At 71.4% G+C, this 13,088-nt stretch carries 13 protein-coding genes; 7 read left to right on the top strand and 6 right to left on the bottom strand.

Annotation, left to right across the window (positions count from 1 at the left end; all coding sequences use genetic code 11):
• Positions 1-226: 226 nt before the first annotated feature.
• The gene (locus tag AC3EQ1_RS28860) at positions 227-1,606 is read right to left on the bottom strand and encodes a PP2C family protein-serine/threonine phosphatase (RefSeq protein ID WP_432097268.1); all 1,380 of its coding nucleotides are present in this window, start codon (positions 1,604-1,606) and stop codon (positions 227-229) included.
• Positions 1,607-1,828: 222 nt separating this feature from the next.
• On the opposite strand from AC3EQ1_RS28860, the gene AC3EQ1_RS28855 reads away from it, so the two are divergent.
• Entirely contained in the window at positions 1,829-2,359 is a 531-nt protein-coding gene (locus AC3EQ1_RS28855; protein WP_432097267.1) for an O-acetyl-ADP-ribose deacetylase, read from the top strand.
• Positions 2,360-2,555: 196 nt separating this feature from the next.
• Here AC3EQ1_RS28855 and AC3EQ1_RS28850 read toward each other — a convergent pair whose 3' ends face one another.
• Entirely contained in the window at positions 2,556-3,614 is a 1,059-nt protein-coding gene (locus tag AC3EQ1_RS28850; protein ID WP_432097266.1) for a C40 family peptidase, read from the bottom strand.
• A gap of 610 nt (positions 3,615-4,224) precedes the next feature.
• Here AC3EQ1_RS28850 and pstS point away from each other — a divergent pair.
• From pstS to pstB, 4 genes are all read left to right on the top strand, one after another.
• Positions 4,225-5,352 (top strand): phosphate ABC transporter substrate-binding protein PstS, encoded by a 1,128-nt coding sequence (pstS, locus tag AC3EQ1_RS28845; protein ID WP_432097265.1) that lies wholly within the window; start codon positions 4,225-4,227, stop codon positions 5,350-5,352.
• 111 nt (positions 5,353-5,463) lie between these two features.
• Complete coding sequence (gene pstC, locus AC3EQ1_RS28840; protein WP_432097264.1) at positions 5,464-6,453, top strand: phosphate ABC transporter permease subunit PstC; 990 nt, start codon at positions 5,464-5,466, stop codon at positions 6,451-6,453.
• Positions 6,450-7,526 (top strand): phosphate ABC transporter permease PstA, encoded by a 1,077-nt coding sequence (gene pstA / locus AC3EQ1_RS28835; RefSeq protein WP_432097263.1) that lies wholly within the window; start codon positions 6,450-6,452, stop codon positions 7,524-7,526. The genes pstC and pstA overlap by 4 nt, the downstream gene beginning before the upstream one ends.
• Positions 7,527-7,550: 24 nt before the next feature.
• Positions 7,551-8,327 carry a phosphate ABC transporter ATP-binding protein PstB gene (gene pstB / locus AC3EQ1_RS28830; protein ID WP_351515035.1) on the top strand — a complete coding sequence of 259 codons (777 nt, stop codon included), beginning with the start codon at positions 7,551-7,553 and terminating at the stop codon, positions 8,325-8,327.
• 452 nt (positions 8,328-8,779) lie between these two features.
• Here pstB and AC3EQ1_RS28825 read toward each other — a convergent pair whose 3' ends face one another.
• Positions 8,780-9,778, bottom strand: a complete 999-nt coding sequence (locus AC3EQ1_RS28825) for an inorganic phosphate transporter (RefSeq protein WP_351515034.1) — start codon at positions 9,776-9,778, stop codon at positions 8,780-8,782.
• A 6-nt stretch (positions 9,779-9,784) separates the two neighbouring features.
• Positions 9,785-10,405 carry a DUF47 domain-containing protein gene (locus AC3EQ1_RS28820; protein WP_351515033.1) on the bottom strand — a complete coding sequence of 207 codons (621 nt, stop codon included), beginning with the start codon at positions 10,403-10,405 and terminating at the stop codon, positions 9,785-9,787.
• 206 nt (positions 10,406-10,611) lie between these two features.
• On the opposite strand from AC3EQ1_RS28820, the gene AC3EQ1_RS28815 reads away from it, so the two are divergent.
• Positions 10,612-10,983: a metal-sensitive transcriptional regulator gene (locus AC3EQ1_RS28815; protein WP_351515032.1), complete on the top strand. Its 372-nt coding sequence runs from the start codon at positions 10,612-10,614 to the stop codon at positions 10,981-10,983.
• 215 nt (positions 10,984-11,198) lie between these two features.
• On the opposite strand, the gene AC3EQ1_RS28810 is transcribed toward AC3EQ1_RS28815, so the two are convergent.
• Positions 11,199-11,408 carry a hypothetical protein gene (locus AC3EQ1_RS28810; RefSeq protein WP_432097262.1) on the bottom strand — a complete coding sequence of 70 codons (210 nt, stop codon included), beginning with the start codon at positions 11,406-11,408 and terminating at the stop codon, positions 11,199-11,201.
• Between the two features lie 208 nt (positions 11,409-11,616).
• Positions 11,617-12,477 (bottom strand): SCO4651 family lipoprotein, encoded by an 861-nt coding sequence (locus AC3EQ1_RS28805; protein WP_432097261.1) that lies wholly within the window; start codon positions 12,475-12,477, stop codon positions 11,617-11,619.
• A gap of 105 nt (positions 12,478-12,582) precedes the next feature.
• Between AC3EQ1_RS28805 and AC3EQ1_RS28800 the strand changes: the two genes are divergently transcribed.
• The gene (locus tag AC3EQ1_RS28800; RefSeq protein WP_432097260.1) at positions 12,583-12,753 is read left to right on the top strand and encodes a hypothetical protein; all 171 of its coding nucleotides are present in this window, start codon (positions 12,583-12,585) and stop codon (positions 12,751-12,753) included.
• Positions 12,754-13,088 lie beyond the last annotated feature (335 nt).

The following is a 13,088-nucleotide window of genomic DNA, read 5'->3' as shown; positions in this document are numbered from 1 at the left end:
CCCCCCCCCCCCCCCCCCCCCCCCCACCCCCGAAACCACCCACACACCCGCACCTGGCAAACGCCCAGGTCACCCCGGAAACAGCCCACCCGGGGACCACCCGCTACCCCGGCACACCGACACACCGGCCCCGACACACCGGCCCCGGCCCCGGCACACCGGGTCACCCGGAACCCGGCGGTCACCCGGAACCCCGCTCACCCTGGAAACCCCCACCGCAGCGCCCTCAGCAAAGCCCCCGGTCCAGCAACAACACCGCCACGTCATCCGTCAGCTCGCCCCCATTGAGCGACCGAGCCTCCGTCACCGCAGCATCCAGCAGCTCCTCGCCGCGCAGCCCCTCCGCGAGCTGCCGCCCGACCATCTCGGCCATGCCGTCCTGGCCCAGCCGCTGCGTGCCCTGCCCGATCCGGCCCTCGATCAGGCCGTCGGTGTACATCATCAGGCTCCACGCCCCGCCCAGCTCCACCTGGCGGCGCGGCCAGCGCGCCCGCGGCAGCAGCCCCAGCGCGGGGCCCCCGTCCTCGAACGGCATCAGCCGCGGCGCCCGCCCGGCGCGGGCGAGCAGCGGCGCGGGGTGACCGGCCAGGCACAGCCCGGCGCGGCGGCCGTCGGGCGCGATGTCCACGGTGCACAGCGTCGCGAAGATCTCCTCGTCCGCGCGCTCGTTCTCCAGGACCTTCTGCAGCGTGCCGAGCAGCTCGTCGCCGCAGAGCCCGGCGAAGGTCAGCGCACGCCAGGCGATCCGGAGCTCCACCCCGAGCGCGGCCTCGTCCGGGCCGTGGCCGCAGACGTCGCCGATCATGGCGTGCACGGTGCCGTCGGGGGTGCGGACGGTGTCGTAGAAGTCGCCGCCCAGCAGCGCCCGGCTCCGGCCGGGCCGGTACAGGGAGGCGAACCGCAGGTCGGAGCCGTCCAGCAGCGGCTTGGGCAGCAGTCCGCGCTCCAGCCGGGAGTTCTCCTGGCCCCGCAGCCGCGACTCGGTGAGCTGCCGGTGCGCGACATCGGCGCGCTTGCGCTCGACGGCGTAGCGGATGGCCCGGTTCAGCAGCCGCCCGTCCAGTTCGTCGCGGAAGAGGTAGTCCTGGGCGCCGACCCGTACCGCCTCGGCGCCGCGCTCGGCGTCGGCCATGCCGGTCAGCGCGAGCACGGCGGTGGTGGGGGCGAGCCGCAGGACGTGGCGCAGGGTGTCCAGCTCGTCACCCGTCTCCTTGCCGGGGACGGCGAGGGCGAGGTCGAGCAGGATGCAGTTGACGTCGTCGGTGAGCAGCCGCTCCGCCTCGGTGAGGTTCCGCGCGGTGCGGATGCGGACGCGTTTGCCCTCGGTGTCCAGCATCTCGGGGATGGTGAGCGGGACGGCCGGGTGGTCCTCGATGACGAGCAGCGTCAGACCGGCACCGTTCGTCCCTTCGGGGGACGGCGCGGACGCGGCGGGGGGCGCCTGCTCCCGGAGCGCGGTGCCGCCTGCGGGCACAGCGCCGTCGAGGGGGCCGGACTGGTGCGGCACGGGCGCGGCCGACCGCCCGGCCTCGGAGCGGGCCGAGAGGTCAGCCGGAGCACCGGCCGCAACGAGGGCATCCCTCTGCTGCGGTACGGGTACGGGCATTGCTCTGCTTCCTTCCCTCCCCCCGAGGGTGCGGCGGCCGCCGATCGGTCACGCTGCGGACCCGGTGCGCGCCGTGTCTGGTCAAGGTTTTCGGGGCGGCGCCGGGCACTGACAGGCGACCATAGCGCTAGCCGACGGCGGAGCGGAATGCCGTATCGCAAACGGCCAGTGTCATATGCCCCTCCGGAATGGGCTTTTGACCGGAAGCGAGACAATAGGGGAATGACGAACATCACGCTGATCATGGGCGACATCACCGAGCAGGCGGTGGACGCCGTGGTGAACGCCGCGAATTCGTCGCTCCTCGGCGGCGGCGGTGTGGACGGTGCGATTCACCGCCGCGGCGGGCCCGAGATCCTGGCGGAGTGCCGGGCGTTGCGCGCGTCACAGTACGGCCGGGGGCTGCCCGCGGGGCAGGCCGTGGCGACCACGGCAGGACGGCTGCCGGCCCGCTGGGTGGTGCACACGGTGGGGCCCGTCTGGTCGGGCACCGAGGACCGTTCGGAGACCCTCGCCTCCTGTTACCGCGAGTCGCTGCGGGTCGCCGACGGGCTCGGGGCCCGGACGGTCGCCTTCCCCGCCGTCTCGACGGGCGTCTACCGCTGGCCGCTCGCGGACGCGGCGCGCATCGCGCTCTCCACGGTCCGCGACACCCCCACCGACTCGGTGACCGAAGCCCGCTTCGTGCTCTTCGGCCAGGACGCCCACGACGTCTTCGCCGAGGCCCTGCGCACCCTGGAATCCGGTCACTGATCCGTCGTCACGCAGACCTGACGGGCCGCCACCACATCTTCAGGAAAACCGACTTCAGGGAACAGGACCACAGCCTTCTGGAACAGAAAGCACCGACTTCAGTAACAGGGCCACTGACTTAAGGAATCGGGCCGCCGCCTTCAGGAAAGCGGGCGGCAACCGCGGACAGGAGCCACGGACGTGACCGCCCGCGGCCTCACTTGTCGGGCCGGACCACGCCGAGGATCTCCATGGACCCGGCACCGGCGAGCGTCACCTGACGCCCCGGCCGCGGTGCGTGCACGATCGTGCCGTCACCGACGTACATCCCCACGTGGGACGCGTCCCGGTGGTAGATGATCAAGTCGCCGGGGCGCATGTCCTCGATGTCCACCCGCGGCAGCTGCCGCCACTGCTCCTGCGAGGTCCGCGGTATGCCCCGGCCCGCGGCGAGCCAGGCCTGTGAGGTGAGCCCCGAGCAGTCGTACGTCCGCGGGCCCTCCGCTCCCCACTCGTAGTCCTTGCCGATCTGGCGGGTCGCGTAGGCGATCGCCTTCCGGCCCTGCTTCGAGGCCTCACCGCCCGCGTCGTCCAGGACGCCGGAGCCGATCCACTTCGCCTGCGCCTTGCGGGCGGCCTCCCGCTCCAGCTCGCGCAGCCGTTCCAGCTCCTCGTCCCGGAGCTGGGACTCCAGCTCCTTGGCCTCCGCCAGCCGCGCCTTGACCTTCTTCTTCGCGTCCGCCTTGCGCTTCCGGTTCTTCTCGAGCTTCTTCCACTGCTCGTTCGCCGACTTCGCGTACCGGTCGAGGTCCCGCTGCGTCGTCGACAGCGAGCTGATCAGCCCCTTGGTCGCCTGATGGCTCTTGCGGACGGTGCCGGCGTCCCGGAAGAACTCCTCGGGGTCGCTCCGCAGGAGCAGCTGCGCCTCGGCGGGCAGGCTGCCGCCCCGGTACTGGGCCCGCGCCAGCGCCCCGGCCTGGGCCTTGAGCCGGTCCATCCGCTTCTGCGCGTCGACGACCGCCCGGGCGATCCGCACGATCTCCTTGGACTGCTTCCGGGACTCACCGCGGGCCTGGTTGTACGCCTCGGTGGCGGCCTCCGCCTTGCGGTAGAGCCGGTTCACCTCCTTGGCGACCTCCTCCAGGCGCTTGTCGCTCCGGGGAGCCGGGTCGGCCGGGTCCGCGTGGGCGACGCCCGGCACCACGAGTGACACGATCCCGCACACCACCGCGGTCGCGGTGACGACCGCCCCACGAGCCCCCGCGCGCGTTCCCATCGAACCGCCCCCCTGCCGCGTCACCCGCCACCGTCCTCTCGCCGCCCAGCAGTTGCTGCTTCCGACAACCCGATTCCCCCGCGCGGATGGTGCCACGCCTCTCCGCAAACCGACAGAGGCACGGAAGGCCCGAAAGGTTCCGGCCAAAGGTTCAAACTTTGATGTCCGTCGGCGCGCCGCCTCGGCCCGGCCCCCGGGGCGGCACCGGGGGACGGCCGCCGGATGTTCACCCGGACACGGCCCGTGCGCAACCCGGGAACCGTCCGGGCCGGACGCCGCACCGGGCGCTCCGGGCCCCCGCGGACCGCTCCCGGCCCGTCAGCACAGGGCTGTGCGGGTCACGGCGCGCGCCCGGGGCGGATCCGGACGAGACTGAACCTGTACGGCGACCGGGCTACCGCTCGTCACCCCGCGTCACCCGTCCGGCCCCGACCCCCGGTCGCCGCACCGACGGATGAGGTTCACCTCGCGTTCACTCGGCCCCGTCGGCCGATTCATCTGCTCTCCCTAATTTCAGCCGTACCGGTGAGCACTGTGCCGCCGGGTGGATGCAGAACCCCAACCTCTGCTTCGCCGTCCACCGGCGGGCCTCAGGAAGGAACACTCCAAGGTGAAGCTTCAGCGTAAGAACGGCCGCGGACTGCGGGCCCTGACCGTCGGCGCGGTCGCGGTCTCGGGTGCACTCGTCCTCACCTCCTGCGGATCGGACGACAACTCCCAGAACGGCGGCGTCGACAAGCAGGCCGCGAGCAACATCAAGTGCGGCGGCAAGGGCCAGCTCCTCTCCTCCGGCTCCACGGCACAGAAGAACGCCATGGACGCCTGGGTGCAGACCTACGCCACGGCCTGCAAGGACCTGCAGATCAACTACAAGGACATCGGCTCCGGCGGTGGCATCACCGAGTTCCTCCAGGGCTCGACCGCCTTCGCCGGCTCCGACTCCGCGCTCAAGCCGGAGGAGGTCGCCCAGTCCAAGAAGGTCTGCAAGAAGGGCCAGGGCATCAACCTGCCGATGGTCGGCGGCCCGATCGCGATCGGTGCCAACGTCCCGGGCGTGGACGACCTCGTCCTCGACGGCCCCACCATCGCCAAGATCTTCGACTCGAAGATCAAGAAGTGGAACGACCCGGCGATCAAGGCGCTGAACCCGGACGCCAAGCTGCCGTCGCTGGAGATCCAGGCCTTCCACCGCTCGGACGAGTCCGGCACCACCCAGAACCTGGGCAAGTACCTGGCCAAGGCCGCGCCGAAGGACTGGAAGTACGAGCCGGAGAAGTCCTGGCCCGCCCAGGGCGGCCAGTCCGCCAGCGGCTCCTCCGGTGTCGCCTCCCAGGTCAAGCAGACCGAGGGCGCCATCGGCTACTTCGAGCAGTCCTACGCCACCTCGCAGAAGATCAGCACGGTGAAGGTGGACACCGGCGCCGCCAAGCCCGTCGAGGCCACCCCGGAGAACGCCTCCAAGGCCATCGCCGCCGCCAAGGTCGTCGGCAAGGGCAAGGACCTCGCCCTGGACCTCGACTACACGACCAAGGCCGAGGGCGCGTACCCGATCATCCTGGTCACCTACGAGATCGCCTGCGACAAGGGCAACAAGGCCGAGACCCTCGACGCGGTGAAGTCCTTCCTCAACTACACCGCCAGCGAGGACGGCCAGAAGATCCTCCCGGAGAAGGGCTACGCCCCGCTGCCGGCCGAGATCGCGACCAAGGTCCGGGAGACCGTGCCGACCCTCTCCTGACCCATCGGCCGGCTCCGCCCACCACCACCGGGCGGGGCCGGCCGGACCGGGTCACCCCACATCCGGTGCACCGCCGCCAGGGGTCATCCCCCAATCAGACCGGAGCCATCCATGGACATATCACCCAACGCGACCGCCCCACCGCCACAGCCCGCGTCCCTGCCCCAGGGCAAGGCCACCCGCCCCGGTGACCGGATCTTCCTCGGTCTCTCCCGCGGCTCCGGGATCCTGCTGCTGGTCATCATGGCGGCCATCGCGGGCTTCCTGACGTACCGCGCCTGCCTGGCGATCGCGAAGGACGAGGCCAACTTCCTCACCGCCTTCGAGTGGAACCCGGCGGGGAGCCCGCCGGAGTTCGGCATCGCGATCCTGGCCTACGGCACGGTCGTGAGCTCGATCATCGCCATGGTGATCGCCGTCCCCGTCGCGGTCGGCATCGCGCTGTTCGTCTCGCACTACGCGCCCCGCAGGCTCGCCGCGCCCCTGGCGTACGTCATCGACCTGCTCGCCGCGGTGCCCAGCATCATCTACGGCCTCTGGGGCGCCCTGGTGCTGGTGCCCTACCTCGGCGGCCTCAACAGCTGGCTCAACGACTACCTGGGCTGGACGTACATCTTCGACAAGGACGGCACCGGGCCCGCCCGCTCGCTGTTCACCGTCGGCATCCTGCTGGCCGTCATGATCCTCCCGGTGATCACCAACGTCACCCGTGAGGTCTTCCTCCAGGTGCCGCGGATGCACGAGGAGGCCGCCCTGGCCCTCGGCGCCACGCGCTGGGAGGTCATCCGCATGTCGGTGCTGCCGTTCGGGCGCTCCGGCATCATCAGCGCCTCGATGCTCGGCCTCGGCCGCGCGCTCGGCGAGACGATGGCCGTGGCCACCGTGCTCTCCCCGAGCTTCCTCTTCTCCGGCCATCTGCTCGATCCCGGAGGCGGCACGTTCGCCCAGAACATCGCCGCGAAGTTCAACGAGGCGGACGACTTCGGCCGGGACGCGCTGATCGCCTCCGGTCTGGTGCTCTTCGCCATCACGCTGCTGGTCAACGGCGCGGCCCGGATGATCATCGCCCGCCGCAAGGAGTACTCGGGGGCCAACGCATGAGCAACGCGACCACGACCTCCCGCCCCGTCACGGACGCCCCCGCGCCGGACTCGCTGTCCACCGCCCGGCTGCCCCGGTGGGCCCCGGCCGGCATCGCCGCCGTCTCGGTGGCCCTCGGCTGCGGCATCGGCCTCGCGGCCGGCTGGCAGAGCAAGGTCCAGTGGGGCCTGATCTCCGCGCTCCTCTTCGTCCTCGCCAGCTACACGGTCACCGCGAAGGTGGAGGGCCGCCGCCAGGCCAGGGACCGGGTGGCCACCAGCCTGATCTGGGTCTCCTTCGTGCTGGCGATCGTGCCCCTGGTGTCGCTGGCCTGGACCACCGTGGTCCGCGGCATGGAGGCGCTGGACGGCGCCTTCCTGAGCCACTCCATGGCGGGCCTGGCCAACACCGACGCGGGCGGCGGCATCTACCACGCCCTGATCGGCACCCTCGAGCAGGTGGGCATCGCGACCCTGATCGCCGCCCCCATCGGTCTGCTCACCGCGATCTACCTGGTGGAGTACGGGAAGGGCCGGCTGGCCCGGGCCGTCACCTTCTTCGTGGACGTCATGACCGGTGTCCCGTCGATCGTCGCGGGCCTGTTCATCCTGTCCACCTGGGTCCTCACCTTCGACATGGGCTTCTCCGGCTTCGCCGGCGCGCTGGCCCTGTCGATCCTGATGATGCCGGTCGTGGTGCGCTCCACCGAGGAGATGCTCAAGCTCGTCCCGAACGAGCTGCGCGAGGCGTCCCTCGCCCTCGGCGTGCCGAAGTGGCGCACCATTCTCAAGGTGGTGCTCCCGACCGCGATCGGCGGCATCACCACCGGTGTGATGCTGGCCGTCGCCCGGATCGCCGGTGAGACCGCGCCCGTCCTGCTGCTGGTGTTCGGCAACGCGTTCATCAACAACGACCCGTTCAACGGAGCGCAGTCCTCGCTCCCGCTGTTCGTCTACGAGCAGTACAAGATCGGCACGGACGCCTCCTTCGACCGCGCCTGGGCGGCAGCGCTCGTCCTCATCGCGTTCGTCATGATCCTCAATCTGGTCGCCCGCGGCGTCGCCCGCTGGAAGGCCCCGAAGACCGGCCGCTGAGGCCACGGCAAGGAAGTGATTCACATGGCCAAGCGCATCGACGTCAGCGGCCTCACCGCCTTCTACGGCAGCCACAAGGCCATCGAGGACATCTCGATGACCGTGGAGCCCCGCTCCGTGACGGCCTTCATCGGCCCGTCCGGCTGCGGCAAGTCCACCTTCCTGCGCACCCTCAACCGGATGCACGAGGTCACCCCCGGCGGCCGCGTCGAGGGCAAGGTGATGCTGGACGACGAGAACCTCTACGGCGCCGGTGTCGACCCGGTCGCGGTGCGGCGCACCGTGGGCATGGTCTTCCAGCGCCCGAACCCGTTCCCGACCATGTCGATCTACGACAACGTCGCGGCGGGCCTGCGCCTCAACGGCTCGTACAAGAAGCGCGAGCTCGACGAGGTCGTGGAGCGCTCGCTCAAGGGCGCCAACCTCTGGAACGAGGTCAAGGACCGGCTGAACAAGCCCGGCTCCGGCCTCTCCGGCGGCCAGCAGCAGCGGCTCTGCATCGCCCGCGCCATCGCGGTCGAGCCGCAGGTCCTGCTGATGGACGAGCCCTGCTCCGCCCTGGACCCGATATCGACCCTCGCCATCGAGGACCTGATCGGGGAGCTCAAGGAGCAGTTCACGATCGTCATCGTGACGCACAACATGCAGCAGGCGGCGCGGGTCTCGGACCGCACGGCCTTCTTCAACCTGGCCGCCGTCGGGCAGCCGGGCAAGCTGGTCGAGATCGACGAGACCGAGCGGATCTTCTCCAACCCGTCCGTGCAGGCCACGGAGGACTACATCTCCGGCCGCTTCGGCTGACGGCTCGGAGAACCGAGCGTCCTGCGGTGCTGCATGGCGGTGCCACCGCACGGCGAAGGGCCCGCCCCTGGCTCCCGGGGGCGGGCCCGTTCTCTGTCCGGGGGCGCCTCTGTTCGGGGGCGGCCTCTGTTCGGGGGCTTCGCTGTTCGGGGGCTTCGCTGTTCGGACGGGCGGCCTGTTCGGGTGGCGGCTTCCCGTTCGGACGGGCGGCCGGCGACGTGCGGCGCGGTGTCCCGGGCCCTGCGCCGGGTGGCCGGGGCCGATGGCCGGGGCTGGAGTGACCGGGCCGAACCGGCCGACCGGGGCCGAGTGACCGAGACCCGAGTGACCGGGGGTGGGGCCCGAGTGACCGGCCGACGGCGGAGTGACCGAGGACGGGCCGAAACCGACCGAGGCCGAAGCCTCCGGCCCGAGGGCAGGGGGCTTCGGCCTCGGTCCGAGGGCCGGAGTGTCTAGCCGAAGGCCAGGTTCACGATCCAGTAGCTCAGCGCGGCCACCAGCGCCGCGGCGGGCATCGTGATGAACCAGCCGGCCACGATGTTCTTGGCGACGCCCCAGCGGACCGCGTTGACCCGCTTCGTCGCGCCCACACCCATGATCGCGGACGTGATGACGTGGGTGGTCGAGATCGGCGCGTGGAACATGAACGACGCGGTGTACATCACCGAGGCCGCCGTCGTCTCGGCGGCGAAGCCCTGCGGCGGGTCGAGCTCGATGATCCGCCGGCCCAGGGTCCGCATGATGCGCCAGCCGCCCGCGTAGGTGCCCAGTGACAGCATCGCGGCACAGGCGATCTTGACCCAGACCGGGATCGGGTCGCCCTGCCCCTGGACGTCCGCGATGGTCAGGGCCATCACGACGATGCCCATCGTCTTCTGGGCGTCCTGGAGGCCGTGCCCGAGCGCCATGCCCGCCGCGGAGACGGTCTGGGCTATGCGGAAGCCCCGCTTGGCCCGGTGCGGGTTGGCCTTCCGGAACATCCAGAGGATGACGACCATCACCAGATAGCCGAGGACCAGCCCCACCACCGGGGACAGGAACATCGGGAGGACGATCTTCTCCACGACGCCGGTCCAGATGACCTCGGTGCCTCCGGCGAGCGCCGCACCGACCATGCCGCCGAACAGCGCGTGGCTGGACGACGACGGCAGCCCGAAGTACCAGGTGATCAGGTTCCAGGCGATCGCCCCGACCAGCGCGGCGAACAGGATCCCCATCCCCGACCGGCCGGTCGGCGTGGCGATCAGCCCCTCACTGACGGTCTTGGCGACCCCGCTGCCCAGGAAGGCGCCGGCGAGGTTCATCACCGCCGCCATGGCGAGCGCGGCCCGCGGGGTCAGCGCCCGCGTCGAGACGGACGTCGCGATGGCGTTCGCGGAGTCGTGGAAGCCATTGGTGTACGTGAAGAACAGCGCGACCCCGATGGTCACGACGAGAGCGAAGGTGTCCACCTCGGGTCAGGACTCCTTGACCGCGATGGTCTCGACGGTGTTGGCCACGTGCTCGAAGGCGTCGGCCGCCTCCTCCAGCACATCCACGATCTGCTTGAGCTTGAGCACCTCGATGGCCTCGTACTTGCCGTTGAAGAGCTGTGCGAGCAGCTTGCGGTGGATCTGGTCGGCCTGGTTCTCGAGGCGGTTGACCTCGATCCAGTACTCGGTGAGGTTCTCCATCGTCCGCAGGTGCGGCATGGCTTCGGCGGTGAGCTCCGCCGCGCGCGCCAGCACCTCGATCTGCTGCTCGACGCCCTTCGGCAGCTCCTCGACCTGGTACAGCACGACCAGGTCGACGGCCTCCTCCATGAAGTCCATGATGTCGTCGAGCGACGAGGCCAGCTTGTAGATGTCCTCGCGGTCGAACGGCGTGATGAAGGAGGAGTTCAGCTGGTGGAAGATCGCGTGAGTCGCGTCATCACCCGCGTGCTCCGCCGCCCGCATCCGGTCGGCGATCTCGGCCCGGGCGGCGGGGTCGGCCCCGAGCAGTTCCATCAGGAGCTTCGAGCCCGTGACGATGTTGTCCGCGGAAGCGGCGAACATGTCGTAGAAGCTCGTCTCCCTGGGGGTCAGACGAAAGCGCACGTGGGGTCCTCGGGGTGCATCGGATTCGGTCAGGGTGATGCTAGGCGCATCATCCGGCCACGGCTAACCGGCGTTCCCTCAGTGTGGCCCATCGCTCGCGGTGCCCGTCAGGGGCCCCCGGGCGCTATCGCCCCATTCGGTAACATATACCCACCAGGGGTATACGCCACGGCCCAGGACATCGCAGCGGACAACGGGAGGACCCCATGACGACCACCGAGCCCGCCGCCTGCCACACCCCGGACGCCGAGCCCGCCGGGGGCACCGGCCCGCACGGCTACAGCCCGCGCAAGGACCAGCACCTCAAGCGGCTGCGGCGGATCGAGGGCCAGGTCCGCGGGCTGCAGCGGATGGTCGAGCAGGACGTCTACTGCATCGACATACTCACCCAGGTGTCGGCGGGCACGAAGGCCCTCCAGTCCTTCGCCCTCCAGCTGCTGGAGGAGCATCTGCGGCACTGCGTGGCCAGCGCCGCGGTGGAGAGCGCCGCCCGCGGAGAGGGCGAGGAGGGCGGAGAGGAGATCGACGCCAAGGTGACGGAAGCCACAGCGGCGATCGCCCGGCTGCTGCGGACCTGATGGCTCTGCGTACCGGACCGGACGGCGCTGCGTACCGGACCTGATGCCTCTGCGTACCGGAGTCGATGGCTCTGCGTCCGGACCGGACGGCTGTGCGTACCCGAACAGGACGGCTCTGTGTACCGGACAGGGACGGCTCTGTGTACCGGACAACAGGACGGCGGTGCATGCGCACCGGCGGCTGCCGAGGAACGGCGATGTCCGGCCGGGCGGCATCAGGCGCCCGGGCACCGTCCTCCACCGACGGACGCCGCCACCTCGGGGCACTCCACCGCCCCACGGAGCACCTCGTCGATGCGGTCCGGGCTGAGCCGCTCCTCGTCGGCGTCGGACGCCGCGATCATCAACTCGCCGCAGAGCTCGATCTCGGCGAGGGCCACGAAATCCTGCACCGTCGAACCACGGGCCACGGACACGTGCGTCACCTCCTCCTTGCGAGCTTCGCGTGCGCCGTCCGTCCGTGGGCAGCACACACCGCCCAGCGTAGGGACCCCGGCACAGCACGCGCATGGCACGGACGGACCATTTCCATGGGCCCGATCGGCCCCCTGCCCCTGTGGTGCCCCATGACACCCACCCCTTCCCCCGTGCGCCTGTCCGCCGGCGCCGCCTCGTCCCCGACAGGGTGACCTGCTACGCCTCCGGCACCGTGATCTTCCCTGCGTAGATATCACGCTCGGCCGGGAGTTCGATCGTCGCCCCGGAGCCGAATCCGTAGAGCACGGTCGTCGAGACGACCTCCGTACCGGCGCTTCCGCCGCCGCCGGAGAAGGTGAAGCGGTGCCGCACCTTCCGCAGCCGGCCCTGCTCGTCCAGGAAGACGTCGAACGGCACCCTCCGCTCGGAGAAGCCCCGCGCGGCGGCCCGCAGCGCTCCCCGCGCGGACGGGGACGCCGCCGCGGCGGCCCGCGCGATGTCGGCCGTGCCCCGGTAGTGCAGGACCGGCACGCCGCCCTCCCCGGCCCGCTCCTCGCCGACGAAGGTCACCTCCCGCGCCCCGCGCAGCAGCTCGGCGGCGGACAGCGGATCGGTCGCCCCGCCGGTGACCAGATTCCCGTCGGCGAGGCCGGTGGTGTCGACCCGCACCCACTTGTCCGGCGGGACCCCGGCACCGCGGTCCTTCATGTACAGCGCGCCCGGTGCCAGCAGTTCGGTGACCGGCCGGTGCTCGGCGCCGCCCGCGGCGTCCTGCGGCAGCACGACCCGGAGCCGCCCGAGCCGGCGGCCGTAGTCGAACGCCCCGTACCCGCGGATGGTGACCCGGGTGCCGCCGGTGGCCGTCTCCATGGAGGTGCGCACCCGGGAACTGCCGGACCGGGCGAGGACATCGGCGGCCCGTCGCACCGCGGCGGCACCGGCCGCCTGGCCGGACCCCCGGTCGTCGGCGGCCGCGCCCATCCCGGAACAGCCCGTCGACACCAGCCCCAGACCCACCAGCAAGCCGCTCGCGGCGGCGACGGCACCGCCCCGCCCTCTGTGCCGCTGCACCACCATCGCGCGTACCCCCGGGTAGACGCCCAGCCGGAAATGAGCCGGTCCAAAGCTCGTTCCGGTTAACGACAGTGACGGGCCCCCCGTCACGGCCGGTACGGTGTGTCGGTGCACCGGACAGCCCGCAACGACGACGCCGCGCGCGACGAGCGGCACGACACCCGCACCGTCGAGCGTGGCTCCTTCAGCATCGCCCGCTGCTCCTGCGGCTGGTCGGGCCCGGCGCGCCGCGCCCGGGCACTGGCCCGCGAGGACGCCGCGGGCCACACCGCTCCCTGAGACCGGCTTCCGACGGCGGGACCGGCTTCCGACGGCGATCCGTTCGCGGCAGAGGGGACGCACCGGACGTCTTCTGAGGGCGTGCCGGAGCGCCGCTCCTCCGACGGCAGCCGCACAGCCGCCCGGAATGCCCTTCAATGTCCCGCCTGTCGCTGAAATTCACCCTCCGGTCCCGCCACCGTCCCGGCGCCCGTCGGCGATGACCGCCCGAACAGCACCGCGCCCCGGCGCCGTCCGGGGAACGGACGACGCCGGGGCGCGGGGTGGACCACCGGGAGCCGCGCGACGGGCCCGCACGCCCGCCGCGCTCCGGCCCGGTCAGGTCCGGTCGAACC

Source organism: Streptomyces sp. bgisy100 (assembly GCF_057709105.1).
The sequence above is the reverse complement of the archived record's forward strand: the minus strand, read 5'-3'. Positions and strand labels throughout refer to the sequence as shown.